Annotated in this window: 23 protein-coding genes and 1 pseudogene; 13 read left to right on the forward strand and 11 right to left on the reverse strand. The window is 74.9% G+C overall.

All coding sequences use genetic code 11. From position 1 onward, the window contains the following. Positions 1-99: 99 nt before the first annotated feature. On the reverse strand, positions 100-1,131 hold the full coding sequence (gene glpX / locus RKE29_RS12040; RefSeq protein ID WP_312005176.1) for a class II fructose-bisphosphatase: 1,032 nt from the start codon (positions 1,129-1,131) through the stop codon (positions 100-102). 129 nt (positions 1,132-1,260) lie between these two features. On the opposite strand from glpX, the gene RKE29_RS12045 reads away from it, so the two are divergent. Beyond that, the gene (locus RKE29_RS12045) at positions 1,261-1,890 is read left to right on the forward strand and encodes a DUF4245 domain-containing protein (protein WP_312005197.1); all 630 of its coding nucleotides are present in this window, start codon (positions 1,261-1,263) and stop codon (positions 1,888-1,890) included. A gap of 275 nt (positions 1,891-2,165) precedes the next feature. On the opposite strand, the gene RKE29_RS12050 is transcribed toward RKE29_RS12045, so the two are convergent. The 3 genes and pseudogenes from RKE29_RS12050 to xseA all read right to left on the reverse strand — a co-directional run. Continuing rightward, positions 2,166-2,756, reverse strand: coding sequence for a malonic semialdehyde reductase (locus RKE29_RS12050; protein ID WP_312005177.1), 591 nt, complete (start codon positions 2,754-2,756; stop codon positions 2,166-2,168). Positions 2,757-2,972: 216 nt separating this feature from the next. Beyond that, a complete protein-coding gene (locus RKE29_RS12055; protein ID WP_312005178.1) occupies positions 2,973-3,230 on the reverse strand; it encodes an exodeoxyribonuclease VII small subunit in 258 nt (85 codons plus the stop codon). A 271-nt stretch (positions 3,231-3,501) separates the two neighbouring features. After that, positions 3,502-4,701 (reverse strand): annotated as a pseudogene (gene xseA / locus RKE29_RS12060) (exodeoxyribonuclease VII large subunit); the annotation flags it as partial. Between the two features lie 49 nt (positions 4,702-4,750). Here xseA and RKE29_RS12065 point away from each other — a divergent pair. Together RKE29_RS12065 and ppgK are read left to right on the forward strand one after the other, a co-directional pair. After that, entirely contained in the window at positions 4,751-5,791 is a 1,041-nt protein-coding gene (locus RKE29_RS12065) for a 4-hydroxy-3-methylbut-2-enyl diphosphate reductase (RefSeq protein WP_312005179.1), read from the forward strand. Then, positions 5,788-6,570 (forward strand): polyphosphate--glucose phosphotransferase, encoded by a 783-nt coding sequence (gene ppgK, locus RKE29_RS12070; RefSeq protein ID WP_312005180.1) that lies wholly within the window; start codon positions 5,788-5,790, stop codon positions 6,568-6,570. The genes RKE29_RS12065 and ppgK overlap by 4 nt, the downstream gene beginning before the upstream one ends. Here the strand turns inward: ppgK and RKE29_RS12075 are convergent. Beyond that, complete coding sequence (locus RKE29_RS12075; protein WP_312005181.1) at positions 6,488-7,111, reverse strand: DUF6542 domain-containing protein; 624 nt, start codon at positions 7,109-7,111, stop codon at positions 6,488-6,490. The two genes, ppgK and RKE29_RS12075, sit on opposite strands and share 83 nt — an antisense overlap. A 363-nt stretch (positions 7,112-7,474) precedes the next feature. Here RKE29_RS12075 and ychF point away from each other — a divergent pair, with 363 nt between their 5' ends. Further along, positions 7,475-8,563 carry a redox-regulated ATPase YchF gene (ychF, locus tag RKE29_RS12080; protein ID WP_312005182.1) on the forward strand — a complete coding sequence of 363 codons (1,089 nt, stop codon included), beginning with the start codon at positions 7,475-7,477 and terminating at the stop codon, positions 8,561-8,563. Between the two features lie 84 nt (positions 8,564-8,647). On the opposite strand, the gene RKE29_RS12085 is transcribed toward ychF, so the two are convergent. Further along, positions 8,648-9,229 (reverse strand): Uma2 family endonuclease, encoded by a 582-nt coding sequence (locus RKE29_RS12085; protein WP_312005183.1) that lies wholly within the window; start codon positions 9,227-9,229, stop codon positions 8,648-8,650. 198 nt (positions 9,230-9,427) lie between these two features. On the opposite strand from RKE29_RS12085, the gene RKE29_RS12090 reads away from it, so the two are divergent. From RKE29_RS12090 to RKE29_RS12100, 3 genes are all read left to right on the forward strand, one after another. Next, a complete protein-coding gene (locus RKE29_RS12090) occupies positions 9,428-10,072 on the forward strand; it encodes a class I SAM-dependent methyltransferase (RefSeq protein ID WP_312005184.1) in 645 nt (214 codons plus the stop codon). Between the two features lie 162 nt (positions 10,073-10,234). Beyond that, a complete protein-coding gene (locus RKE29_RS12095; protein WP_312005185.1) occupies positions 10,235-11,137 on the forward strand; it encodes a hypothetical protein in 903 nt (300 codons plus the stop codon). A 102-nt stretch (positions 11,138-11,239) separates the two neighbouring features. Next, the gene (locus tag RKE29_RS12100) at positions 11,240-11,986 is read left to right on the forward strand and encodes an MBL fold metallo-hydrolase (protein ID WP_312005186.1); all 747 of its coding nucleotides are present in this window, start codon (positions 11,240-11,242) and stop codon (positions 11,984-11,986) included. 12 nt (positions 11,987-11,998) lie between these two features. On the opposite strand, the gene RKE29_RS12105 is transcribed toward RKE29_RS12100, so the two are convergent. From RKE29_RS12105 to RKE29_RS12120, 4 genes are all read right to left on the reverse strand, one after another. Then, positions 11,999-12,400 (reverse strand): response regulator transcription factor, encoded by a 402-nt coding sequence (locus RKE29_RS12105; protein WP_312005187.1) that lies wholly within the window; start codon positions 12,398-12,400, stop codon positions 11,999-12,001. Continuing rightward, positions 12,397-13,647 carry a PAS domain-containing sensor histidine kinase gene (locus RKE29_RS12110; RefSeq protein WP_312005188.1) on the reverse strand — a complete coding sequence of 417 codons (1,251 nt, stop codon included), beginning with the start codon at positions 13,645-13,647 and terminating at the stop codon, positions 12,397-12,399. The genes RKE29_RS12105 and RKE29_RS12110 overlap by 4 nt, the downstream gene beginning before the upstream one ends. Before the next feature lie 74 nt (positions 13,648-13,721). After that, the gene (locus tag RKE29_RS12115; protein ID WP_312005189.1) at positions 13,722-14,129 is read right to left on the reverse strand and encodes an ATP-binding protein; all 408 of its coding nucleotides are present in this window, start codon (positions 14,127-14,129) and stop codon (positions 13,722-13,724) included. Between the two features lie 229 nt (positions 14,130-14,358). Next, positions 14,359-15,021, reverse strand: a complete 663-nt coding sequence (locus RKE29_RS12120; protein WP_312005190.1) for a response regulator transcription factor — start codon at positions 15,019-15,021, stop codon at positions 14,359-14,361. 180 nt (positions 15,022-15,201) lie between these two features. On the opposite strand from RKE29_RS12120, the gene RKE29_RS12125 reads away from it, so the two are divergent. Next, positions 15,202-15,534: an STAS domain-containing protein gene (locus tag RKE29_RS12125; protein ID WP_312005191.1), complete on the forward strand. Its 333-nt coding sequence runs from the start codon at positions 15,202-15,204 to the stop codon at positions 15,532-15,534. 62 nt (positions 15,535-15,596) lie between these two features. Here the strand turns inward: RKE29_RS12125 and RKE29_RS12130 are convergent, their stop codons facing one another. Continuing rightward, positions 15,597-16,952 carry a M1 family metallopeptidase gene (locus RKE29_RS12130; RefSeq protein WP_312005198.1) on the reverse strand — a complete coding sequence of 452 codons (1,356 nt, stop codon included), beginning with the start codon at positions 16,950-16,952 and terminating at the stop codon, positions 15,597-15,599. Positions 16,953-17,678: 726 nt separating this feature from the next. Here RKE29_RS12130 and RKE29_RS12135 point away from each other — a divergent pair. From RKE29_RS12135 to RKE29_RS12155, 5 genes are all read left to right on the forward strand, one after another. Then, positions 17,679-18,437: a GntR family transcriptional regulator gene (locus RKE29_RS12135; protein WP_312005192.1), complete on the forward strand. Its 759-nt coding sequence runs from the start codon at positions 17,679-17,681 to the stop codon at positions 18,435-18,437. 237 nt (positions 18,438-18,674) lie between these two features. Then, entirely contained in the window at positions 18,675-20,501 is a 1,827-nt protein-coding gene (locus RKE29_RS12140) for a hypothetical protein (protein WP_312005193.1), read from the forward strand. Positions 20,502-20,703: 202 nt separating this feature from the next. Then, positions 20,704-20,886 carry an SPOR domain-containing protein gene (locus RKE29_RS12145; RefSeq protein WP_312005194.1) on the forward strand — a complete coding sequence of 61 codons (183 nt, stop codon included), beginning with the start codon at positions 20,704-20,706 and terminating at the stop codon, positions 20,884-20,886. Between the two features lie 425 nt (positions 20,887-21,311). Beyond that, positions 21,312-23,951: a SpoIIE family protein phosphatase gene (locus tag RKE29_RS12150; protein ID WP_312005195.1), complete on the forward strand. Its 2,640-nt coding sequence runs from the start codon at positions 21,312-21,314 to the stop codon at positions 23,949-23,951. 346 nt (positions 23,952-24,297) lie between these two features. Continuing rightward, positions 24,298-25,647, forward strand: a 1,350-nt coding sequence (locus RKE29_RS12155; protein WP_312005196.1) for an ABC transporter substrate-binding protein, incomplete at its 3' end; no start/stop codon positions are given.

The following is a 25,647-nucleotide window of genomic DNA, read 5'->3' on the forward strand; positions in this document are numbered from 1 at the left end:
GGTCGCGAAGGCCGCCGCGCGGGACGGGAGTTCCGGCCGCGCACCGGCCTGCGCCGGGCCGCGCGAGCCCGTGGCCCCGCGCGGCCCGGCCCGCGCCGGTCAGCGCGCCCGGTCGAAGTCCACCGAGGCGTAGGCGCGCAGCTTCGACAGCCGGTGCGTGGAGTCGATCATCCGGATCGTCCCGGACTTCGAGCGCATGACCAGCGACTGGGTGGTCGCGGTCTCGGCCCGGTAGCGCACGCCGCGCAGCAGGTCGCCGTCCGTGATGCCGGTGGCGACGAAGAACACGTTGTCGCCGCTGACCAGGTCGTCCGTCAGCATCACCCGGTCCAGGTCGTGGCCCGCGTCGAGCGCGCGCTGCCGCTCCTCGTCGTCCTTGGGCCACAGCTTGGCCTGGATGACGCCGCCGAGGCACTTGATCGCGCAGGCGGCGATGATGCCCTCCGGCGTGCCGCCGATGCCCAGCAGCAGGTCCACGCCCGTGCCTTCGCGCACGGCCATGATGGCGCCGGCCACGTCGCCGTCGGAGATGAACTTGATGCGGGCGCCCGCCTCCCTTATCTCCTTGACGATGTTCTCGTGCCGGGGCCGGTCGAGGACCACGACGGTGACGTCCTCGGGGCTGGACTTCTTCGCTTTCGCGATCCTGCGAATGTTGACGCCGACGGGAGCGGTGATGTCGACGAACTCGGCGGCCTCCGGGCCGGTGACGAGCTTGTCCATGTAGAAGACGGCCGACGGGTCGAACATGGTCCCGCGCTCGGCGACGGCCAGCACCGACACGGCGTTGGCCATACCCTTCGCGGTGAGCGTCGTGCCGTCCACCGGGTCCACGGCCACGTCGCACTCCGGGCCGGTCCCGTCTCCCACGCGCTCGCCGTTGTAGAGCATCGGCGCCTCGTCCTTCTCGCCCTCGCCGATGACGACGACGCCGTTCATCGACACGGTGTGGACGAGGGCCCGCATGGCCTTGACGGCCGCGCCGTCGGCGCCGTTCTTGTCGCCGCGGCCCACCCAGCGGCCGGACGCCATGGCGCCCGCCTCGGTGACCCGCACCAGTTCGAGTGCGAGGTTGCGGTCGGGGGCTTCGGGACTGACCTCAAGCTGCGACGGCAGGTGATGCTCGGACATGATTGCGCACCTTTCGGGGCACGTAGGGCGAGGGTGTTCATGACTCTAACCCCTCGCCGCGAATGTGAGCAGAGGACCCCACGCATGAGCGCCATCCGGATGAGAGACCATGGGGTCGTGGCAGCAGGCATGCGAGGCAGGGAAACAGTCCGGGACATGGTGCTCTCGCTGGCGGCGATCGGCGTCGTCGCCGCGGGCATCTACGCCTTCGGCATCCCGCACGACGACGACAGGGACAACTCCGTCAGGACGGTCGACTACCGCGTCGACCTGGACCTGGCCCGCCGCGCCGCGCCGTACCCGGTGGCCGCGCCCGAGCCGGGCGGCCTGCCGCGCGGGTGGCGTGCGACCTCCGTGTCCTACCGGCCCGCGGGCGGCCTGTCCGGCGCGGGCTCCCGGGCCGCCGCCGGGAGCGGCACGTCCTGGCACCTGGGCTTCCTCGACCCGGACGACGAGTACGTGGCGGTCGAGCAGAGCGACGGCCAGGCGGCCGCGTTCGTCGAGGACGTCACGCAGCGGGCGCACAGGACCAGCACGACGCAGCGGGTCGAGGGCCGCGCGTGGGTGCGCTACGCGGGTGACAGGTACGACGCGCTGGTCCGCGAGGAGCGGGGGGTGACCACGGTGGTCACCGGCACCGCGTCCTACGAGGGGCTGGCGCGGATGGCCGCGGCGCTGCGCACCGGGAAGCCCGCGCCGACGGGCGGGGCCGCCGCGGCGGGCCGGTCCGGAGCGGTGGGCGGGGCCGGGGAGGGCTGAGCCCGATTCCGGCCGGCCGGGACCCTCGGGCGGAGGCCGGTGCGAGCCGCCGTCAGCGCGCGAGGCGGGGCCGGGCCGCCGCGGGGGGCGTGGGCGGCCCCAGGAGCCCGCTGGGGATCCCGAGGCCGCCTCCGGGGCCTGCTTACCGGCGGTAGGTCCGCGCGGGCCCGTACGCCCCCTCTGGCGGCCGGGCCTGTGGCGGCCGGGCCCGTACGGACCCGTGGCCGCGTCGCCCTGGCGCCCTGGCGCTCCGCCGGGACGCCCGCCGCCCGGGCTCAGACCGTGGTGACGACCTGCTCGTACGCCAGGCGCGGGCTGCGCGGGAACCAGGCGTCCTTGCCCGGCCTGCCGATGTTGACGATCATCACCGGGACGTGGTCCTCGTCCAGGAACTCCTTCTGCACCCCTGCCGGGTCGAAGCCGGTCATCGGGCCCGCCGCGAGCCCGGCCGCGCGGACGCCGACGATGAAGTACGCCGCCTGGAGCGCGGCGTTGAGGGCCGCGTTCCGCTCCCGGACGGCGAACTCGCTGAAGAAGACGTCCTTGACCTCCGGGAAGTGCGGGAAGAGCGCGGGCAGCTCCTCGTGGAACTCGTTGTCCGCGGCCAGGACCGCCACCAGCGGCGCGCTCGCGGTCTTGGCCCGGTTGGCCTCGACCAGGTGCGGCGCCAGGCGCGCGCGGGCCTCGGGGGAGCGGACCAGGACGATGCGCAGCGGCGACTGGTTGAACGAGGTCGGCCCGTACTTGATCAGGTCGTAGATCTCCCGCACCTGCTCGTCGGTGACCGGCTCGTCGGTGAAGGTGTTGGCGGTGCGGGCCTCCCGGAAGAGCAGGTCCTGGGCGGCGGGGTCGAGGGCGAGTGTCATGGGCGCACCTTCCACGGATGGCTGAGCGGTCTGCGTACGGCACCACTGTACCCGTGATTGGTTAACGTTCAACTAAATCCTTGTGGCGCCGACCGGGGGCCGCCCCGCACGGACCTCTGCGGCAGGAGCCGTGCCGTACGGGCGCCCGTACGACGCTCCCGGCGGCCGTACGGCGGTCTCCCGCTCGCGCCGCCGGGCCGGGCGCTCCGGGCCGCGTCAGCGGACGGCGCCGCCGTCCGCCCCGCCCTCGGCCGGCCCGTCCTCCTCCCCGTCCGCCTCCTGGGCCAGCGCCGCGTCGAGCCGCGCCCGGGCGCCGTCCAGCCAGCGGCGGCACACCCGCGCCAGCTCCTCGCCGCGCTCCCACAGGGCCAGCGACTCCTCCAGCGACGTGCCGCCCGCCTCCAGGCGGCGCACCACGTCCACCAGCTCGTCCCGCGCCTGCTCGTACCCCAGCACCGACTCCGTCTCCGCCATGGCCGCAAGCCTATGCGGAGGGACTGACAGCGGACGGCCCGGCAGTCGGCGGACCGCCGGCCGAGGACTCCGGCCCGGCCGTACGGGCCGCGCCCGCGCCCGCGGCTGACGCACCGGCACCGGACGGACCACGCCCCGCCGCGGGCCCGTCCACGGGCTGCGCCACGGCCTCCGCGGCCGCCGCCACCTCCGCCGCCGTGTCGGACACCACGGGCGGCACGGCGCCCGGCGCCGCGGCGGCGTGCGGCACGCGCGCGTCCCCACCCCGCACCACGCGCACCGCGAACTCCCCGTCCGCCACCCGCGCGCGCAGCTCGTCGTCCGCCGCCACCTCAGCCGCGGCCCGCACCACCGCGCCGTCCGGCCGCTGGAGCACGGCGTAGCCGCGGCGCAGCGTCGCCGCGGGGGACAGGGCGATCACCCGCGCGCGCGTGTGGGCGAGTTCGGAGTCGGCCCGGTCCAGCAGGTGGCCCAGGCAGCGGCGGCCGCGGTCCAGCAGCGCCGCCACCTCCGCCGCCCGCTCGTCGACCATGCGGTACGGGCGCTCCATGCACGGCCGGGCCAGGGCCGCGGCCAGGCCACGCTCCTCGCGGTCCAGCAACCCCCGCACGCCCTGCAGCGCCCGCTCGCGCAGCTGCCCGATGCCCGCCAGCTCCTCGCCCACGTCCGGCACGACCTTCTTCGCCGCGTCGGTGGGCGTGGACGCGCGCAGGTCGGCCACCAGGTCCAGCAGCGGCGAGTCCGGCTCGTGCCCGATCGCGGACACCACGGGCGTACGGCAGGCGGCCACCGCCCGCACCAGCCGCTCGTCGGAGAACGGCAGCAGGTCCTCCACGCTGCCGCCCCCGCGCGCGACGATGATCACGTCCACGTCCGGCAGCTCGTCCAGCTCCCGCACCGCCTCGATCACCTGGGTGACGGCGTGCACGCCCTGGACGGCGACCGGGCGCACCTCGAAGCGCACGGCGGGCCAGCGCAGGCGCGCGTTCTCCAGCACGTCCCGCTCGGCCGCCGAGGCCCGGCCGCAGACCAGCCCTATCAGCTTCGGCAGGAAGGGCAGCGGCCGCTTGCGGTCGGCGGCGAACAGGCCCTCCGCCGCCAGCGACCGCTTGAGCTGTTCGAGCCGGGCCAGCAGCTCGCCGACGCCCACCGGCCGGATCTCGGCGGCCCGCAGGGACAGCTGGCCGCGCGGCGCGTACCACTCCGGCTTGGCGTGCACGACCACGCGCGCGCCCTCCGACACGCCGTCCGCGACCGCGTCGAAGACGGACCGGAAGCACGTGACGGTCAGTGAGATGTCGTAGCTGGGGTCGCGCAGCGTCAGGAACACCACCCCGGCCCCCGGCCGCCGGGACAGCTGGGTGATCTGCCCCTCGACCCACACCGCGCCCAGCCGGTCGATCCAGCCGCCGATCAGCCGCGACACCTCGCCGACGGGGATCGGCGCCTCGGCCGAGGTAGTCAGAGCCATGCGGGTGAGGGTAGCGGGACCGGGCCCGCTGTCGGGGCCGCCCAGTACGATGGGTTCCATGACCGCTACGCCAGCCCGCCGTGTCCTGTTGGCCGCTCCGCGCGGCTACTGCGCCGGCGTCGACCGTGCCGTGATCGCCGTCGAGAAGGCCCTGGAGCAGTACGGCGCGCCCATTTACGTGCGCAAGGAAATCGTCCACAACAAGTACGTCGTGCGCACCCTGGAGAAGAAGGGCGCGATCTTCGTCGACGAGACCGAGGAGGTGCCCGAGGGGTCCATCGTGATCTTCTCGGCGCACGGTGTCGCGCCGGTCGTCCACGAGGAGGCCGCGGCGCGCAGGCTGGCGAGCATCGACGCGACCTGCCCCCTGGTGACGAAGGTCCACAAGGAGGCCGTCCGCTTCGCCCAGGAGGACTACGACATCCTCCTTATCGGCCACGAGGGCCACGAGGAGGTCATCGGCACCAGCGGCGAGGCCCCCGACCACATCACCCTGGTCGACGGCCCCGGCGACGTGGCGGACGTGCGGGTGCGCGACGAGTCCAAGGTCGTGTGGCTGTCGCAGACCACCCTGTCGGTGGACGAGACCATGGAGACCGTCGACGCCCTGAAGCGGCGCTTCCCGCTGCTGGTCTCGCCGCCCAGCGACGACATCTGCTACGCCACGCAGAACCGCCAGACCGCGGTCAAGCTCATCGCCGCCGAGTCCGACCTCGTCATCGTCGTCGGCTCGAAGAACTCCTCCAACTCCGTGCGCCTGGTCGAGGTCGCCCTCGGCGCCGGGGCCGGGGCGAGCCACCTGGTGGACGAGGCCGCCGAGGTGGACGAGGCGTGGCTGGAGGGCGTGGCCACGGTCGGCGTGACCTCCGGCGCCTCCGTGCCCGAGGTGCTGGTCGAGGGTGTCCTGGACTGGCTGGCCGAGCGCGGCTTCGGCGACGTGGAGATCGTGCGGTCGGTCGAGGAGACCCTGACCTTCTCGCTGCCCAAGGAGCTGCGCCGCGACCTGCGCTCCGAGGCCGCGGCGGCGCTCGCCGGGACACCCGCCCCCGCGGCGTCCGCCCCCGCCTCGGCGGAATCCTCGCCCCGGTGAGCCGCGCGCGAGTCCTCGGGGTGGACATCGGCGGGTCCGGCATCAAGGGCGCGCCGGTGGACCTCGACCTCGGCGAGCCGGCCGAAGAGCGCCACAAGGTCCTCACCCCGCACCCGGCCGTCCCCGACGCCGTCGCCGACAGCGTCAAGGAGGTCGCCGACCACTTCGGCTGGTCCGGCCGGCCGGTGGGCGTGACCTTCCCCGGCGTGGTGACGCACGGCACGACCCGTACGGCTGCCAACGTCGACAAGAGCTGGATCGGCGTCGACGCCGCCGCCCTGCTCGGCGAGCGGCTGGCCGCCCCGGTCACCGTGCTGAACGACGCGGACGCGGCCGGCATCGCCGAGATGACCCTCGGCGCGGGCCGCGGCCGCACCGGCACGGTCCTGGTGCTCACCTTCGGCACCGGCATCGGCAGCGCCCTGTTCACCGAGGGTCGGCTGGTGGCCAACACCGAGCTGGGGCACCTGGAGCTGCACGGCCACGAGGCCGAGAAGCGCGCCTCCAGCAAGGCCCGGGAGGACCACGACCTGAGCTGGCACGACTGGGCCGGCCGGGTCGGCACCTACCTGGCGCACCTGGAGATGCTGTTCTCGCCCGAGCTGTTCGTCATCGGCGGCGGGGTCAGCCGCAAGGCCGACCGGTTCCTGCCGCTGATCAAGGGCGTCGACGCCGAGATCGTGCCCGCCCAGCTCCTCAACAACGCGGGGATCGTGGGCGCGGCGATGGCCGCCGCAGGCGCGCCGGCGGCCGGTCCTGCCGCAGTCTCCGCCGGCTGACCAGCGCCAGCCAGCGGCACGTCACGATCAGCGAGGCCAGCATCGTCCCGGCGTACAGCCACCCGGCGTGCAGGGACAGCGCGGTGAACACGCTCATCACCCGGCCGCGCACCCCCTCCGCGTCGTCGCCCACCGGCACCAGCCCCACCGCGTACGCGATCGGCACCCCGACCGGCGAGGTCACCAGGTCGGCCGGGCGCACCCACAGCCCGCTGGCGGTGCACGTGAGCAGGAAGATCACGCCGTACGCGGCCGGGGAGCCGGACAGCAGTATCGAGTCCAGGCACCCGGCGGCGAGCATGCAGACGACGGCCATCAGCCCGGCTCCGAGGCCGGTCAGGCGCACCCCGGGCCCGGCCTGCGCCGGCCCGCCGCTCCGGTCCCCGGCCGCCCCCGGCCGCCGGCCCGGCCGCTCCGGCCGCCGACCGCGCGCGAGGCCCGCCACGCCCCGCCGCTCCGCCGGGTCCGCCGTGTCGTCGGCGGCGAGGCGCGGGGGCGGGGCGGCCGTGCGGCGGTAGGTGCGTGCGCTGCGTTGCTCCACGGGACCAACGTAGGCGGCGGCGCGGCGGGAAAGCGGGCATGGACACGCTTTTCGCCGGACTTTGGCAGTGTGTTCGAGTGACAGACAGGCGCCCGGAGCCTCGTTCGATTCGACAGCGACCCGGACCCGACCCGGCCCGGACCCGACCCGGACCCGCGCCCGGCCCCGAGCACCCGCGCCGACCGGGACGGCCCGCCGCCGAGGGGCCGTACCGCCGTCCGGGCCGTACCGCCGACCGGAGGGCCCCCGGCCCCGCACCCCCGGCCCCGTAGACTGGTGCACCGGACCGGCCCGGCGGCGGGCGGGCCGTCCGCACCCACACACCACACCGCCGCCAGCTCTCGCTACGGGAAGTCGCCAAACGTGTCGCTCACGATCGGAATCGTCGGCCTGCCGAATGTCGGCAAGTCGACCCTGTTCAACGCCCTGACCAAGAACGACGTGCTGGCGGCCAACTACCCGTTCGCCACCATCGAGCCCAACGTCGGCGTCGTCGGCGTCCCCGACCCCCGCCTGGACACCCTGGCCGACGTCTTCGGCTCGGACCGCAAGGTGCCCGCCACGGTCGACTTCGTGGACATCGCGGGTATCGTCCGGGGCGCCTCGGAGGGCGAGGGCCTGGGCAACAAGTTCCTGGCGAACATCCGCGAGTCCGACGCGATCTGCCAGGTCATCCGCGCCTTCAAGGACGACAACGTGGTCCACGTGGCCGGCCGGGTCGCCCCGAAGGACGACATTGAGACGATCAACACCGAGCTGATCCTCGCCGACCTCCAGACCGTCGACAAGGTCCTGCCGCGCCTGGTCAAGGAGTCGCGCATCCAGAAGGACAAGCAGGCCAAGGTCAAGGCGGTGGAGGAGGCCCGGGCCATCCTGGACGAGGGCCGCACGCTCTTCTCCGCCGGCATCGTCCAGGGCACCGAGCAGGCCGCCCTCCTGCACGACCTGCACCTGCTGACCACCAAGCCGTTCCTGTACGTCTTCAACGTGGACGAGGACGAGCTGACCGACGAGTCCTTCAAGCAGGAGCAGCGCGCCCTGGTCGCCCCCGCCGAGGCCATCTTCCTCAACGCCAAGCTGGAGGCCGACCTCGCCGAGCTGGACGAGGACGAGGCCCTGGAGCTGCTCCAGTCCGTCGGCCAGGACGAACCGGGCCTGACCACCCTCGCCCGCGTCGGCTTCGAGACCCTGGGCCTCCAGACCTACCTCACCGCGGGCCCCAAGGAGGCCCGCGCCTGGACGATCAAGAAGGGCGCCACGGCCCCGGAGGCGGCCGGTGTCATCCACACCGACTTCCAGAAGGGCTTCATCAAGGCCGAGGTCGTCTCCTTCGAGGACCTGGTCGCGGTCGGCTCGGTCGCGGAGGCGCGCGCGGCGGGCAAGGCGCGGATGGAGGGCAAGGACTACGTGATGCGGGACGGGGACGTCGTCGAGTTCCGCTTCAACGTGTGACCGGTCCGTTCCCGCGTAGCTCGCGGGTGCGCGGGCCAGAAGGGGACGGACTCGGCTGAGCCCGTCTGTTCCCGTGCCGGTCCCTCAGCCGCTCCGCGGCGGGGTGAGCGTGTCGAGGCCCAGGCTGATCTCGAAGGGCACCGGGCGTCGGAGGGTGCCGCGGAAGATGCCGGCGGGCGCGTAGGCGCGGGTGGGTGCGTCCAGCTCGTAGACGTGGGCGGCGGGGGCGCCGTCCTCGTCTTCGACGCGCCAGTAGTGCGGGATACCCGCTTCCGCGTATTTGTGCAGTTTTACCGTGCGGTCCCGGTGCGCGGACTCGGGTGAGACGACCTCGATGACCAGTTGGACGTCCTCAGGCGCGTACCAGGTGCGGTCCGCGTCGTACGGGGCGGTGGTGAGCAAGAGGTCTGGTTCGGGGCGGTTGCGGTCGTCGAGCCGGATGGTCATCTCCCGCTCGACCTCGATGCCGACGGGGGCCTGGGCCATGAGTGCCACGGTGAGGCCGGTGACGAGGCGGCCGTGCCACGACCGCTGCGGCGACATCATGAAGACGAGTGCTCCGTCGATCAGCTCGGTGTGGCGGGGCGCCTCGGGGAGGCGGTCCAGATCCTCCGCGAACCAGCCTTCCGCGCGCGGCGGGCGCATCCAGTCGGGCAGTGCGGTCATGGCTCCACCGTAGCGACTCCGGAGGCGGTCAGCCACGAGGTCATCGGCGCCGCGACAGGTCCCCGACGCGCGGGAAGCGGGGACGCCCCGCCGTGAACCCGTAGGGGTGAACGGGGCGAGGGCCCGCCCCTGCGCGCGGGCTGACGGCTGCGCCAGGCGGGCCGCCCCGCCGGGGCGGGCGCGTGCGATGCTGGGCCCATGTCCAGCGCGAGCGATCACGGCCGGGTGCGGCGCAGTTACGACGCCGTGGCCGAGGAGTACCGGGCCCGCATCGGGGGCGAGCTGGCGTACAAGCCGCTGGACCGGGCGCTGCTGGCCGCGCTCGTGGAGCAGGCGGAGCCCGGTGTGCCCGTCGCGGACCTGGGGTGCGGGCCCGGGCATGTCACGGCGTGGCTCGCGGAGCGGGGGGTGCGGGCGGTCGGGGTGGACCTGTCGCCGGCCATGGTCGCGCTCGCGCGCCGGGAGCACCCGGAGGCGGAGTTCCGCGAGGGCGACCTGCTGGGGCTGCCCGCGGCGGACGGCGAGTTCGGCGCGGCCGTCGCGCTGTACTCGGTCATCCACCTGAAGCCGTCCGAGCTGCGGCCCGCGTTCGAGGAGATGCGCCGCGTGCTGCGGCCCTCCGGCCGGCTGCTCGTCGCGTTCCACATCGGCGCGGAGGCCAGGCACCTGGCCGAGTGGTGGGGCCACGAGGTGGACGTGGACTTCCGGTTCTTCGACACCGACACCGTCGCCGAGCACCTGGCCGAGGCCGGTTTCGCCGTGGAGGCGCGGCTGGAGCGGACGCACTACCCGCAGGAGGCGGAGACCCGCCGCGGGTACGTGCTGGCGCGCCACACGTTCTGACGGGCCCGTACGGCGGGCGGTCCGCAGGGGCTCCAGCGGGCCCGCTTGCGGGAATCGTTGAGAAACTATACAGTACCTCGATTGCCGGTCGAGTTCTGTGTCTGCTGTCGCGGTGTCGCGATCCGGCGAACGGCTCGGGCCGCTGAGACGGAGGTGGCGGACGTGCCCGGAGTACCGCGTCGTAGAGCGCTGGTCTGGCCCCTGGCTCTGCTCGGCGGCGCCGGGGCCGTGGTGGCGACGGGGGGCGCGGAGACCGCCGGGGCCTCCGGGACAGTCCCCGGCGCGCCCGTCCGCGCGTCGGGCGCCGTGGAAGCCGCCTACGCCGCCGCCGGGCCGCACGCCGTCACGGCGGAGCTCCGCCCCGGGTACGTCCTCGTCCGCCCCCGGGTGCTGGGCGCGGGCGGATTCCGGCACCCCGTACTGACCTGGGGCAACGGCTCCGGCAACACGCCTCTCCAGTACGGGGCACTGCTGGCCCGCCTCGCCTCCTGGGGGTTCGTCGTCGTCGCGTCGGTCAGCGGCCGCGTCGGCACCGGCGCCGAACTGCTCGCCGGAGTCCGGCAGCTGGCGAGCGAGAACGCCAGGCGGGGCAGCGTCTTCCACGGCAGGCTGGACCTCGGGCGCGTCGGCGCGGTGGGCCACTCGCAGGGCGCGGGCGGCGCGGTCAACGCCACCGTCCAGTCCGGCGGACTGATCACCGTCACGGTGTGCGTGGCGCTCCCGGCGCCCGTATGGGTGGCGGAGAAGGACCGGTTCCACGTGGAGCGGCTGGCCGGGCCGGTGCTCTTCCTCGGCGGCGGCCGTGACCTGGTGTCGGCTCCGCCGTGGGATCAGCGCGGGTACTTCGACCGGGTGCCGGGGCCGGCGGCGGTCGGCGTGCTGAGACAGGCGGACCACGGCGGTGTCGAGGGCGACGGCGGGGGCTTCCGCGGGTACCTGACGGCGTGGCTGAGGTACCACCTGTGCGGCGACTCCGCGGCGGGCGCCGCGTTCACCGGGCCGGCCCCGGAGTTCACCGCCAACCCCGCCTGGCAGGATCAGGCCGTCAAGAACCTGGACCGGTAGCGGCCGGCCGGGTGGGCCCGCGCCGATCCGTACGTGCTACAAGTACGCGTACCGACTACGGCAGTTGGTGCCTACAGCAGTGGGGTGAAGGGAGAGCCGCCCGTGCGTCGCCACGAAGTCACCGAGGTCACCAAGGACGTCTTCTGCGCCGGCGGGACGGACGTGAACTGGATCCTGCTGCGCGAGGGCACCGACCTCACGCTGATCGACTCCGGCTGGATCGGCGACGTCGCCGTGCTGGAGGCCTCCATCCGCTCGCTGGGCCGCCGGCCCGAGGACGTGCGCGGCGTCCTGCTCACCCACGCGCACGTCGACCACGTGGGCGGGCTGAACCACCTGCACGACACCTACGGCGTGCCCGTGTACATGAATCCCCGCGAGGTGCCGCACGCCCGGCGCGAGCACCTGGAGCAGGCCACGGCGATGGACGTGGCCCGGCGCTCCTGGCGGCCGAACGTCTTCGCCTGGGGGCTGCGGATCGCGCGCGCCGGGGCGTTCACGCACGTCGCGGTGGAGCACGCGCGGCCGTTCCCCGGCGACGGGCCGCTGGACCTGCCCGGCCGGCCGGTGCCGGTCGCCTGCCACGGCCACACCTCCGGGCACAGCGCCTACCACCTGCCCGCGGCGGGCGCCGTCGCCACCGGCGACGCGCTGATCACCGGCCACGCGATCAGCCGCCTCACGGGCCCGCAGCTGCTGCCGGCGTACTTCACGCACGCTCCGGGCGAGGCGCGGGCGTCCCTCGACGCGGTCGCGGCCCTGGACGCCGACATCGTGCTGCCCGGCCACGGCCGGCCCTGGCACGGCGCCGTCGCCGACGCCGTGGCCGCGGCCCGCGCCGCCGGGTGAGGCCGGCGGCGGTCAGGCGGCCGGCCCGGAGTGGCCCACTCGGCGGACCGCGGCGACGATCTCCGTGTTCGGCACGCCCTTGAGCAGGTATTCCGTCACCCCGGCCCGCCGCATCTCCTCCCGTGCGCCGATGTCGGTGTAGGCGGAGAAGGTCAGGATCCGCGTCCCCGGGGACCGCTTCCGGATGCCGCGCGCGGCGTGCGCCCCGCCGCCGGGCATGCGCACGTCCAGTACGGCGATGGCGGGCGCGTGCCGGGCGGCGAGGGCGATGGCCTCGTCGGCGTCCCGCGCGACCGCCACCACCTCCAGGTCCGGCTCCTCCCGCAGCACGTCGCACAGGGCGTCGCGGATCATCGGGTCGTCGTCGCAGACCAGCACCGTCAGGCGGGCGGGCCCGGCCGTCGCCGTGCTCACGGCAGGTCCGGGGCCGCGGGCGCGGCGGGGGAGAAGGGGGGCGGCAGGGGAAGCCAGAACTCGACGGTGGTCCCGCCCTGCGGTTCGGGCCGCATCGTCCACCAGCCGTGGGCGGTCTCGGCCCGCTCCCGCATCTCCATCGTGCCGAAGTGCTCCAGGCCCGCCAGGGCGCTGTGCCGCGGGTCGATGCCGACGCCGTCGTCGGTGACGCGGGTGAGCACCCCGTTGTCCACGGAGCCGCAGGAGATCGCGACCGCCGTCGCGCGGGCGTGCCGGTGCACGTTGGTCAGGGCTTCCTGGCAGATGCGGAAAATGGTGACGGCCGTCTCGGGCGGCGGCTCGCGGTCGAGGCTGTGCCGGTAGGTGTAGCGCAGCCCCCACCCGCTCAGCACGTCGTCCAGGTAGCTGGTGAGCGCCTCCTTCAGCCCGTGCCGGTCGATCCCGGGCGGCCGCAGGCGGAACGTCAGGCTCCGCAGGCGGGTGACGGCGTCGCGTACGGACTCGTCGAGCCGGAGCAGCGCCGCCGCGTGCTCCTCGGGTATCCGGCCGGCCAGGAGTTGCAGGCGCATGCCGACGGCGACCATGGCCTGGATGGAGTCGTCGTGCACGTCCCACGCGATCCGGCGCCGCTCCTGCTCCTGGGCCTCCACGAGGTGGCTCAGCAGCCGCCGCCGCTCGGTGAGGGCCTGCTCGGCCCTGCGGCGCTCGGTCAGGTCGCGGGTGACCTTGCCGAATCCGCGCAGCTCGCCGGTGTCGTCGATGAGGGCCGTGATGACGACGTTCGCCCAGAAGCGGGTGCCGTCCTGGCGGACGCGCCAGCCCTCGTCCTCCAGCCGGCCCTCGGCGACGGCGATCTCCAGCTCGCGGCCCGGCTTGTCGGCGGCGATGTCCTCGGGCGGGTAGAAGACGGAGAAGTGCTTGCCGATGATCTCCTCGGAGCGGTAGCCCTTCATGCGTTCGGCGCCCGGGTTCCAGCTCGCGATGTGGCCGCTGGTGTCGAGCAGGAAGATCGCGTAGTCCACCACGTTGCGCACCAGCAGGGACAGCGTCGCCGTCTCGACCGGGTAGTCGTGGGAGACGTGCACGCCGGGCGGCCGGGCGCCGCCGGGCGCGGCCGCCGCGGAGCCGTCGGCGGGCGTCCGGTCCTCGGCGGGGCCCCGGGCCTCGGCAGGCCGCCGGGGCAGGCCGGGGCGTCCGTCGTCGCCGAGCCGCCGGTTCGTAGGGGAGCCATGCGTACCGCCGTGCATACCGTAGAGCTTCGCACGGCCCGCACGCGGCGCCGCCACGGACGCCGCCGCCCGCGCCTGCCCGGGCCCGGGCGCTACGGCGCCAGCTCGCACCACACCACTTTTCCCGGTGTTCCGGCTGCTTCCGGCTGCCGCGGGTCGTACGGCGTACACCCCCAGCGGACGGCCAGCCGCTCCACCAGCCGCAGGCCGAGGCCGCCGTCCGGCCCGGGGTCCCGGGGCCGCGGCGGCACCGGGCTGTCGTCGGCCACCTCGACGCGGATCCGCCCGGCCGTGCCGAGCAGGCGCAGCACGGGCGCCCCGTGGCCGTGCCGCAGGGCGTTGGACACCAGCTCGGACACGACGAGGACGACGTCGTCGTGGCGGCCCTGGTAGGCGCTACCGGCCAGTATCTCGCGGGTGAAGTCGCGGGCCCGCGCCGTGCTGCCGCCATCCTCGGGCAGGCTCAGCTCCACCTCGTACGCCAGGGACCGGGACTCCATCCTTGCACTGTCCGGTATGAGCCGCTTGGTCACGAGACGCAGAGATGTCAGGGCCTCTAGTGTGTGTGCAGTGCCGTGCATGGTGCATACGCGCCAGGGAGGTGTCTTCCGGCTCCGCGCGCGGCCTCTCTCCGGGGCGCCGCCGCTGCCCTCCGGGCCGACGGTTCCGGCCCATTCCGTCCCGAGCGGCGCATGGCCGCACCCGCGCGCCGACGGGCGCGCCACCGCCTCAACCCAGCAGCCCCTCCCGGCGCGCGATCGCGACCGCCTCCAGCTTCGAGCGCGCCCCCAGCTTCTCCAGCACCCGCTGCACGTGGTTGCGGGCCGTGTTGTGCGCCACGTTCAGCCGCTCGCCGATCTCCGCCGTGCTGAGCCCCTCGGCCAGCAGCGGCAGCGTCTCCCGCTCGCGCGGGGTGAGCGTCGCGCCCGCCGAGCGCACCCGCCCGGTCAGCCGGTCGAGCACCCCGCCCAGCAGCCCCTGGGCGAACACCACCTCGCCCGCGGCGACCTGCCGCACGGCCGCCTCCAGCTCGTCCAGACGCGCGGACTTCAGCAGCAGGCCGGCGCCGCCGGCCTCCACCACCTGGGTGGCCGCCGCGGCGGTGGCGTCGCCGGTCAGCACCAGCACCCGTACGCCGTCGGCGGCGGCCTCCAGCCGGCCGATCGCCGTTATCCCGTCGCCGTCGGGCAGGCGCCGGTCCAGGACGACGACGTCGGGCCGGCAGCGGCGGGTGTCCGCCAGGGCGCTCGCGATCGACCGCGAACGGGCCACCACCTCCATGCCCGCCGCCCGGTCGAGCGCCAGGCCGATCGCCTCCGCCACCATGTCGTGGTCCTCGACCAGGAGCACCCGGATCGTCCCGTGGACCGGCGACGTCGGCAGCGGTGGCATATGGCGATGTCCCTTGCCTGTGGCGGTACCTGCGCACATCTCTTCGATGGTAGCGGCCGGGCCCGGGCGGCCGGCCGCGTTCCGAGCCCGATTCGTGAGGTCGTCACTGTGCTGCTACGGGCCCGTAGGCGCTACGGTCGACAAGGGCGCAACCGCGAGTGCAACTGTGGCAGGAGGCCGATGACCCCCGTCGAAGGACTCCACACCTCCGTCTTCCTGACCGAGGACCGGGCCATCGTGTGCGTGGCCGGGGAGGTGGACTTCGCCACCGCCCCCGGGCTGCGGCAGGCTCTCCAGGCCGCGGTCGCCGGCGGCCGCCCGCTGGTCGAGGTGGACTTCGCGGGCGTGTCGTTCTGCGACTGCTCCGGGGTGAACGCGCTGCTGGGCGCGTGGCAGCGGGCCCGCGCGGACGGCGTCGCCTTCCGGGTGGTGGGCGTGCAGGCGGCCATCGTCACGCGGGTCTTCCGGCTGCTGGACGTCGAGCGGGTGCTCGGGCTGCGGCCGGCCCGCTGAGGCCGGCCGTCGCGCGGCGGTCCGTTCCAGGGCCCCGGCCGTCGGTGTGCCGGCCCGGTCGGCTACGGCCGGTCCGGCTTCCCCTTCCCGTGCAGCCACACGTCGAAGACCTTCCCCAGGTCCCGGCCCGACCTCTCCTCGCACAGCGCCGTGAACTCCGCGGTGTCCGCGCTCCCGCGCCAGTGCCGCACGGTCCAGTCCCGCAGGATCGCGAAGAAGACGCGGTCCCCGACCGCCTGCCGCACCTTGTGCAGCACCATCGCCCCCCGCCCGTACACCGGCGCGTCCAGCAGGTGCTCGGCGTTCGGCGGGTCGGCGGGCGGGAAGTCCCAGATGCCCTCGCTCTGGTCGTCGGTGCCGTCGTAGTAGTCGCGGAAGGTCTCGTCGGCGTCGCGGCCGCCGTGGTCCGCCTCCCACAGCCACTCGGCGTACGTCGCGAAGCCCTCGTTGAGCCAGACGTCCTTCCAGCCGCGCGGGGTGACCGAGTCGCCGAACCACTGGTGGGCCAGCTCGTGGACGAGCAGCTGCCTGCCCGGCGCGCTGTTGAAGTACGGCTTGGTCTGGGTCTCCAGCGCGTAGTCCAGGTCCGGCAGGTGGTCGACGATCGCGCCGGCCGTGACGAAGGGGTACGGGCCGAAGACGCCGGCGCCCCAGGCGGTGATCTCGCGGACCTGGTCGGGCACCCGGCGCGCGGCGGCCGCCTCGCGCGGGTCGACGGCCACGTAGCCGTGGCGCGCGCCGCCGCCCGCGGTGTCCGTCTCGAAGCGGCCGACGACCACCGTCGCCAGGTAGCTCGCCATGGGCTCGCCGGCGTGCCAGCGGAAGGTGCCGCGGCCGTCCCGGCTCTCCTGGCGGACGAGTTCGCCGTTGGAGACGGCGGTGAGGCCGTCGGGGACGGTGACGGCGACGTCGTACGTGGCCTTGTCGGACGGGTGGTGGTTGCCGGGGAACCAGGCCGCCGAGCCCGCCGGCTCGCCGAGCGCGGCGGCCCCGTCGTCGGTGACGACCCAGCCCTCGCGCGAGCCGTCCGGGTCGGTGAGGGTCTTCGGCGTGCCGTCGTAGCGGACTTGCACGGTGAACGTGCGGTCCGGGGGAAGCGGCTCGGCCGGAGTGAGCGTCAGCTCGCGGCCGTGCCGGGCGACCCGCGCGGGCCGGCCGCCGACCGTGGCCCGGCGCACCCGCAGGCCGTCGAGGTCGAGGTTGAACGAGCGCAGGGGCTTCAGGGCGCGGGCGGTGATCTCGGCGGTGGCGGCGAGGTGGCGCGCGGCGGGCCGGTAGTCGAGCGTGAGGTCGTAGTGGGTGACGTCGTATCCGCCGTTGCCCAGCCCGGGGAAGAGCGGGTCGCCGACGCCCGCCGCGCCCGCGACCGGGCGGCCGGCGTCGGCGGCGGGCGCGGCGCCGCCGGAGCAGGCGCACAGGGCCAGCAGCAGGGCCCCGGGCAGGGCGGCGGTGCGCAGGGCGGCGGCGGTCCGGGAGGCGGCTGCGGCTGCGGGGGCCGGAGTCCCGGGGGTCGCGGCCCCGGAGGCCGAGGCTCCGGAGGTCGGGGCTCCGGAGGTCGGGGCTCCGGAGGCGGCGGCCCGGGGGACGGCGGCGGTTCGCGGCGCGGCGGCGGCCGGAGGGACCGCGCGGGCCCGGGGGCCGTCGGCGGGATTCCGGCTGGTGGCGGGGGCCCGCAGGGCGGCGGGGCGACGGGGCACGGGGCTCCTCGCTTTCGTGGCGCTTCGCGGCGCTCTCGTGGCTCGTGGGCGGCTCTTGCGGTGGGGCTTCGGCGGGCACTGTCGCGGGGCGGCGCGGCGGGCGGGCGCCGGGGCGTCAGCGGACGTCCGCTGACGCCCCGGCGCCCGCTGACGCTTGCGGGGAGGACGCCGCGGGTCCGGCGGCCCGGCGCGTCTCCCGCCACCCGCCGGCGGCCCCGCACGCCCGCGCCCGGGCACGCGCGGGGCCGCGTACGGGACGTCAGCCACGAGCCGCCGCCCCCTCGTTGACCTTTTCGGACAGTGTGTGTCGAAGGTGGTCGAAGCCGTGCCGGATTAAACGTTCCGACCCGGCGTTTCACCACTTCCGGTGAAGCCCTGCCCGCCAGTTGCGGGCGACGATCACCGGTTGCCAAGCTGGTGACGACTTGTCGATCTATGGGAGCGCACGTGGCCTTCGGTGACCAGCCCGCCTATCTGCGAATCGCCGACGACCTCCGGAAGAAGATCACCACAGGGGAGCTGCCGCCGCACTCCCGCCTCCCCTCCCAGGCCCGCCTCCGCCAGGAGTACGGCGTGTCCGACACCGTGGCCCTGGAGGCCCGCAAGGTGCTGAAGGCCGAGGGCCTGGTCGAGGGCCGCTCCGGCTCGGGGACGTACGTGCGCGAGCGGCCCGTCCCGCGCCTGCTCGCCCGTACCGGCTACCGCACCGCGGCCGAGTCCTCGACCTTCCGCCAGGAGCAGGCCGACGAGCGGGTGCCGGGCACCTGGCAGGCGGTCAGCGAGCAGCGGGAGGCGGACGCGGAGACCGCCCGGCGGCTGCTGGTCGAGCCGGGCGCGCGGGTGATGCGCACCCGCTACCGCTTCCGCGTGGCGGGCGAGGTGGTCATGCTGTCCACCTCCTGGGAGCCGCTGGACCTCACCGGGCGCACGCCGGTGATGCTGCCGGAGGAGGGCCCGCTGGGCGGCCGCGGGGTGGTCGAGCGGATGGCCGCCCTGGACCTGGTGGTGGACAACGTGGTGGAGGAGGTCGGCGCGCGGCCCGGCCTGCTGGAGGAGACCACGGCGCTCGGCGGCGGGCCGGGGCACCCCGTCCTGGTCGTCTCCCGCACGTACTACGCGGGCGGTCGGCCGGTGGAGACGGCCGACGTGGTGGTGCTCGCCGAGCGGTACCGGGTCGCGTACCACCTGCCTGTCAAGCGGCCCTGATCCGGCCGTACCCGGGCCGACCCGGGCCTACCCGGGCTCGACCTGGGCCGACCGATAACCGGTCAGCCCGTCCGGGCGCGTTCACCCGGACTTAACCGCCTACCGCCTGCCGTAACCGACCGGCAACGGCCCGCCGCCGCGCCCTGTCATGTCCGACTTCTACCTTCCTCGGCCATATGTGCGCGGGCCGTGCCGTCAGGCCGCGGTCCGCCCGGTCCGTACCACAGGGAGGCCGCCATGACGGACAGCGCCGCGCCCCAGCCGCAGCCCCCGCCCCAGCCGCCGCGGACGCCCGGGGAGCCGGGGCCGCCGGGGACGCCGGGGCCGCCGGGGACGCTCCAGGCTCCGGACGCCCCGGGGGTCGCGGCCGGGCCTCCGCGCGCGCCGCGGCGCGGCTACGCCCGGCTCGCCGCCGACGAGAGCCGCGAGGACTACTCGCTGCGCTACGCCCCGTACGCCTACCGCCGCTGGTCGCCCGCCATGGTCGCCTCCACGGCGCTCGGCGGCATCGCCTACCTCGCCGACTTCGCCATCGGCGCCTCCATCGTCTTCACCTACGGCTTCACCAGCGGCCTCGCGTCGATCCTCACCGCCGCCGTGATCATCTTCCTCACCGGCATCCCGATCGCCCGCGCGTGCGCGAAGTACGGCCTGGACATGGACCTGATCACCCGGGGCGCCGGCTTCGGCTACTTCGGGTCGACTCTGACCTCGCTGATCTACGCGAGTTTCACCTTCATCTTCTTCGCGCTCGAAGGGTCGATCATGGCGCAGGCCATGCACCAGGCCCTGCACATCCCGCTGCCGCTGGGCTACCTGCTCACCACCCTCATCGTCATACCGATCGTCTTCCGCGGGATGGGCGCGCTGGCCAAGGTGCAGGCGTGGACGCAGCCGCTGTGGCTGATCGGCCTGGCGCTGCCGTTCGTGGTGCTGGCCTTCGAGGCGCCGGGCTCCTGGAGCGCGTTCGGCTCCTTCGGCGGCACCGAGGGCGCGGGCGCGGGCTTCGACTGGGTGGGCTACGGGCTGGGGACGGGCGTGGCGCTCTCGCTGATCGCGCAGATCGGCGAGCAGGCCGACTACCTGCGGTTCATGCCCGCGAAGACCGAGCACAACCGCCGCCGCTGGAACCTGGCGGTGCTGGCGGCCGGGCCCGGCTGGGTGGTCATCGGCGCGGCCAAGCAGATCGGCGGCGCGTTCCTGGCGTTCGTGGCGCTGGACGCGGTCGGCGAGAGCCACGCCCTGGAGCCGATCGCCCCTCAGGTCGAGGCGCTGCGGCCGTGGCTGGCCTCGTCCGCGCTGTACGTGGCGGCGCTGTTCGTCGTCGTGTCCCAGATCAAGATCAACGTGACGAACGCCTACAGCGGGTCCCTGTCGTGGTCCAACTTCTTCTCCCGCGTCACCCACCGCCACCCGGGCCGGGTCTGGTACATCTTCCTCAACCTGGCGGTCGCGCTGACGCTGATGGAGATGGACATGTTCTCGGCGCTCAACACGCTGCTGGGCTTCTACTCCAACGTCGGCATTGCCTGGATCGCCGCCGTGACCGCCGACCTGGTGATCAACAAGCGGCTGGGCTGGAGTCCGCCGTACATCGAGTTCAAGCGCGCGTACCTGTACGCGGTCAACCCGGCCGGGTTCGGCGCCATGGCCGTGGCCTCGGCGGTGTCGATCACCGCGTTCTCCGGCGTGTGGGGCGAGCACGCCAAGGCGTTCTCCACCTTCCTGGCCTGCGGCCTGGCGCTGGTGCTGTGCCCGCTGCTGGCCTGGCTGACCAAGGGCCGCTACTACCTGGCCAGGACCAACCCGGTGAACGGGCCGGACGTCCGGGTGGCGGACATCACGGCCACCCACACCTGCGCGGTGTGCGAGACCGCGTACGAGCTGCCGGACATCGCCGACTGCCCGGTGCACGCCGGGCCCGTCTGCTCGCTGTGCTGCTCGCTGGAGGCCACGTGCCACGACGCGTGCCGCAAGGACCGCAGGGGCGAGCCGGTGCTCATGCCGGTGCCGGTGGTCCGTACGGCCGCGGGTGGCCGAAGTCCGGCCGGTCCAGGGGTCTGATACCGTCGGTACGGGCCGGTCGGACGCCTCGGAGCTGGTACATCCGGGCCGTCTGCGGCCGAAACGTCTCCCTCCTGCCGAGATTTCAAATCCGCCGTGTGAGGGTTGGGCGTACGCTCAGGCATATGCGGACAGGAATTTCCTTACAGGGTGCCGTGCGGGGTGCGCTGGAGCGTTCCACGGCACCGCCAGGAGGCCAGTGATGACGGACAGCGGGGTCGTCCTGCCCTGGCTGGTCATACGGCAGGACGACAACGGCAACCGCTATCGCGTCGGCCGCTTCGCCACCGAGACCGAGGCGCGCGAGGTGGCCGACCGATTGCACAGTCAGGGTGACGAGCAGTTGTACGTCGTGGAGCGTACGGCCGCCCGGACCAACCCCTAACGGGCTTTCTGGGCCACCGGGCCTCCCGGCCCGACCCGACCCGGCCCGGCATGACCCGGGCCACGGCCTGGCCGCCTCCGGCCGCGGCTGACCACCGCGGCCGGAAGCGCGCGCCACCCGCCCCTCACGTCCACCATGCGGAACGACGGTTCGGTGCGCGCGTGGCGCGTACGCTTCGCCCGCTCTTCACTCAGTCGGCCCTTACTCGGTGCGATTCGGGCGGTTCGCGGCGGCTCTCCCCGGTTTGGGCTCACTGGGGTGCTGATCAACAGCGCTGTCCGATCGGCGCCCGGGAGGGGACCAAGGCGGCCGAGATGGTGCTGTGATCGTCATGACCGTACTCCAGACGGCCGCTGTGCTGGATACTCGGCTAACGGAGGCAACGGAGGCCGGTCGGAGCACCCTGAGCCGGAGGGGACGGGCACGTGAGCGAGAAGCCACCGGGGGCCGGAGAGCCCGAGGAGACTGTCGAATCGCAGGTCTGGCAGATCAACCCGCCCGGCTCGTTCTACGACTACATCCGCGTCGCCTCCTTCTCCCTGGGCCCTGACGGCCGTATCGCCCACTGGAGCGAACGAGCCGAGGAGCTGCTGGGACTGACGGCCGCTCAGGCCATCGGCCGGGATCCGGTCGAGGCCTTCGTGCCGCGCGCGCTGCGGGACACCGGCCGCCGGGCCGTCGCCGACATCCTCGACGGCCGGGAGTGGACCGGCCTCGTGCCCTACCGCTCCACCGCGGACGGCGGCGGCGCGCGCGGGCTGGCCGAGGTGTATGTGATGCCCGCGCAGTCCGAGCTCGGCGAGCGCACCGCGCTGTGCGTGGCCGTCGACGTGGGCGCGCTGCGCGGTCTGGAGACCGACCTGGCCGCTGCCCAGGCCGTTTTCGGTCAATCTCCGCTCGGCTTCTTCCTGTTCGGCACCGACCTGCGGATGATCCGCGTCAACGAGCGCTTCGCCACCGTCTTCGGCCGCCCCGCCGACGCCTACCGCGGCATGCTCCCGCAGGACCTGCTGCCGCGCGCGGAGGCCGCCCGGATGAGCGCCGCGCTGCGCCAGGTGCTGGAAACCGGCCAGCCCGTGACCGAGCTGACCCTCGTCGGCACCGTGCCGGGCAACCCCGAGCGGCGCCGCTGGTCGGTGTCCCTGTACCGGCTGCACGGCGGCTCGGGCCGCCCCATCGGCGTGGCCGGACTGGCCACCGACGTCACCGGCCGCCGCCGCGCCGAGCAGGAGGCCGCGGGCGTACGGCGCAACCTGGCCCTGCTCAACGAGGCGGGCGCCCGCATCGGCACCTCGCTGGACCTGGAGACCACCGCCCGCGAGCTGCTGGACGTGGCCGTGCCGCAGTTCTGCGACCTGGCCTCCGTCGACCTGCACCAGGGCCTGCTGTCCGGCGACGAGACGCCGCCCGGCCTGCCCGACGGCAGCGCCGAGTTGCGCCGCGTCGCGTTCGCCAGCGCCATCTCCGACGGCCCCATACCCTTCGGCGACTGCTGCCGGTCGGTCACCGCCGACGACGGCGGCATACCCGGCATACCCAAGCCCGTCCAGGTCGGCGAGATGCACCGCTACCCGTTCAACTCGCCCTGCGCGCAGGCCCTGCGCACCGCCCAGGTCCGCGTCGTCCCCGGCCGGGACAGCGCCGAGAGCCCGGAGCTGGGCACCGTGCTCCAGTCCACGCTCGTGGTGCCGATGATCGCCCGCGACACGGTGGTGGGCCTGGCGCAGTTCTCCCGTGCCAAGGGCAGCGAGCCGTTCGGCGAGCGCGACACCGCCCTGGCCGTCGAGCTGGCCGCCCGCGCCGCCGTCAGCATCGACAACGCCCGCCTGTACCGCCGCGAGCACGAGCGCGCGCTGATCCTCCAGCGCAGCCTCCTGCCGCCCGGCGACCCGGAGGCCGCCGGGCTCGACATCGCCTGCCGCTACCTGCCGGGCAACGCGGCCACCGAGGTCGGCGGCGACTGGTTCGACGTCATCGAGCTGCCCGGGCACCGCACCGCCCTGGTCGTCGGCGACGTGATGGGCCGCGGCCTGCGCGCCGCCGTGGCCATGGGCGAGCTGCGTACGGCCGTACGGACCCTGGCGCTGCTGGACCTGGAGCCCGCCGAGGTGCTGGCCCAGCTCGACGAGATCTGCCGGGGCCTGGGCACGCCGGGCCCGCCGCACCGCACCGCCACCCGGCCCGCGCGCGGCGGCCGGAGCGCCGACGGCTCCTCCGACCTCGCCGAGGTCTACCTCGCCACCTGCGTCTACGCCGTCTACGACCCGGTCACCCGGCGCTGCACCATCGCCAACGCCGGCCACCTGCCGACCGTCCTGGTCGAACCGGGCGACCCCGCGCGCCTGATGGAGATGCCCGCCGGACTGCCGCTGGGCGTGGGCGGCGAGCCGTTCGAGGAGACGGAGGTCGAGCTGCGCGACGGCGCCCTGCTCGCCCTCTACACCGACGGCCTGGTCGAGTCCCGCGACCACGCGCTGGACGAGGGCCTTCAGGCGCTGCGTACGGCCCTCACCGGCCGCGGCGGCGCGGACAGCGCCACCGCCTCGCTGGAGGACGTGTGCGACCACGTCCTCAGCTCCCTCGACACCCACCACGGCGAGGACGACATCGCCCTGCTCATGGCCCGCGTCCAGGGCCTGCCCGCCGATTCGGTCGGCGACTGGCAGCTGCTGAGCGACCCCCAGTCGGTCGGCCGGGCGCGCGAGCTGACCCGTACCCAGCTGGAGTCCTGGGACCTGGCGGCCCTGGCGGACACCACCGAACTGCTCGTCAGCGAGCTGGTCACCAACGCGCTGCGGTACGGCGAGGGCGAGATCCGGCTGCGCCTGCTGCTCGACCGCACCCTGGTGTGCGAGGTCTGGGACGGCGGCCTGGTCCAGCCCCGCCGGCGCCGCGCCCGCGACACCGACGAGGGCGGCCGCGGCCTTCAGCTGGTCGGCCTGCTCAGCGCCGGGTGGGGCAGCCGCCGCACGCCGCGCGGCAAGACGGTGTGGTTCGAGCTGCATCTGCCGGACGGGACGGCGCAGGGGCCGGACTCGGTGGAGGCGGTCCTGAGCCTGTGGTGACCCGCCGGGGCTGAGGCGCGGGTCAGGCCCCGCGCGAGTTACGGGCGAGTGCGCGCGGGGTACGGGCGGTCCAGTGCGGGGGTACGGGCGGTCCCGCGGGCTACCGGCGCCTCCCGCCGCCGTACGGGAGTACGGGCCGTCGTCCGGCCGGGTGGCATCCGGTCCCGGCCGCCGTGTCGGCGTGCCGTACCCCGCGCCGTCGCCTTGAGTGAGCCGTAAATGTGATGAGTGTCCGAGTCGCGCCGGACCGCCCGGCGGCCACCCGCCGGGCGGCCCCCGCGCCCGGCCCGCGCCGCACGCCCGCGGCTCACGGCCGCGACACCCGGCACCCGGAGGGACTTCGCCCATGCTCCTCTACCCGCGCCGCCGTGCCGCGTCGCTGCTCGCGGCCGGCGCGCTGCTGCTGCCCCTCCTGGCCGGATGCGGCGGCGGGGACGGCGACGGCCCGGATCCGGCCGCGGCCGTCCAGGACATCGCCCCGGCGCCCCGGGAGCGGCTGACCGGTACGGGCACGCTGCGCTGGGCGCTGGACGCGGCGCCGCAGACCTTCAACGTCTTCCACACGGACGCCGACGCGGGCACCGAGCGGATCGCGGGCGCGACCCTGCCCGCCCTGTTCCCCCTGGACCGCCAGGGGCGCCCGCACCGCAACCCCGACTACCTGCGCTCCGCGGAGGTCGTGCGGCGCTCGCCGCGGCAGGTGGTCGTCTACCGGCTCAACCCCGAGGCGGTGTGGAGCGACGGGCACGCTCTTAACGCGGCCGACTTCGCCGCCCAGTGGCGGGCGCTGCGCGGCACCGACGGCGCCTACTGGACGGCGCACAACTCCGGCTACGACCGCATCGCCGGGGTCGAGTCCGGCGACGGCGGCCGGGAGGTCCGGGTGACCTTCGCCACGCCGTACGCCGACTGGCGCGCGCTGTTCACGCCGCTGTACCCGCGCGTGGTGACGGGCGACCCGGACGTCTTCAACGACGGCACGCGCGCGGTGCCGGCCGCCGCCGGGCCGTACCGCGTGGGCGGCGCCGGGCCGCGGGCCGTGACGCTCGTGCGCAACCCGCGCTGGTGGGGCCGGCGGGCGCGGCTGGACCGGCTGGTCCTGCGGGTGGTGCCGCGCGCCGACCGGGCCGAGGCGCTGGCCGCGGGGTACGTGGACGTGGCCGAGGTGGACGGGGAGACCGCCCGCCGCATCCAGGCCGCAGACACCGCCGCGAGCCCGGCCGCCCCCGCGTCCCCGGCCCGTACCGGCGCCGCCCCGGAACGCACCGCCCAGGACGGCGCCTCTCAGGACGGCGCCGCCGGGCCGGGGCGGCTCGCGGCGGTGCCCCGCCCGCTGACCACGGCCCGCGCGAGCGCCGCGCCGGGCGGCGGCGGGCTGCGGCACCTGGCCGTGCGCAAGGCGCTGGAGCCCGCCTACACGCAGCTCGCCCTCAACGGCTCGCGCGGGCCGCTCGCCGACGAGCGGGTGCGCCGCGCCGTGGCCCGCGCCCTGGACCGGGCCGCGCTGGCCCGGTCCGTGCTGGGCCCGCTCGGCCTGCCCGCCCGGCCGCTGGGCAACCACCTGCTGATGGCGGGCCAGCCCGGCTACCGGGACAACAGCTCGGCCGTCGGCGGAGCGGACGCCTCCGCCGCCCGGTCGCTGCTCGCCGAGGCGGGCTGGCACCGGGACCGCTCCCCGGCGGGCCGGCCGGCGCTC

It is taken from the genome of Streptomyces sp. B1866 (assembly GCF_031932565.1).
Classification (GTDB): Bacteria; Actinomycetota; Actinomycetes; order Streptomycetales; family Streptomycetaceae; genus Streptomyces.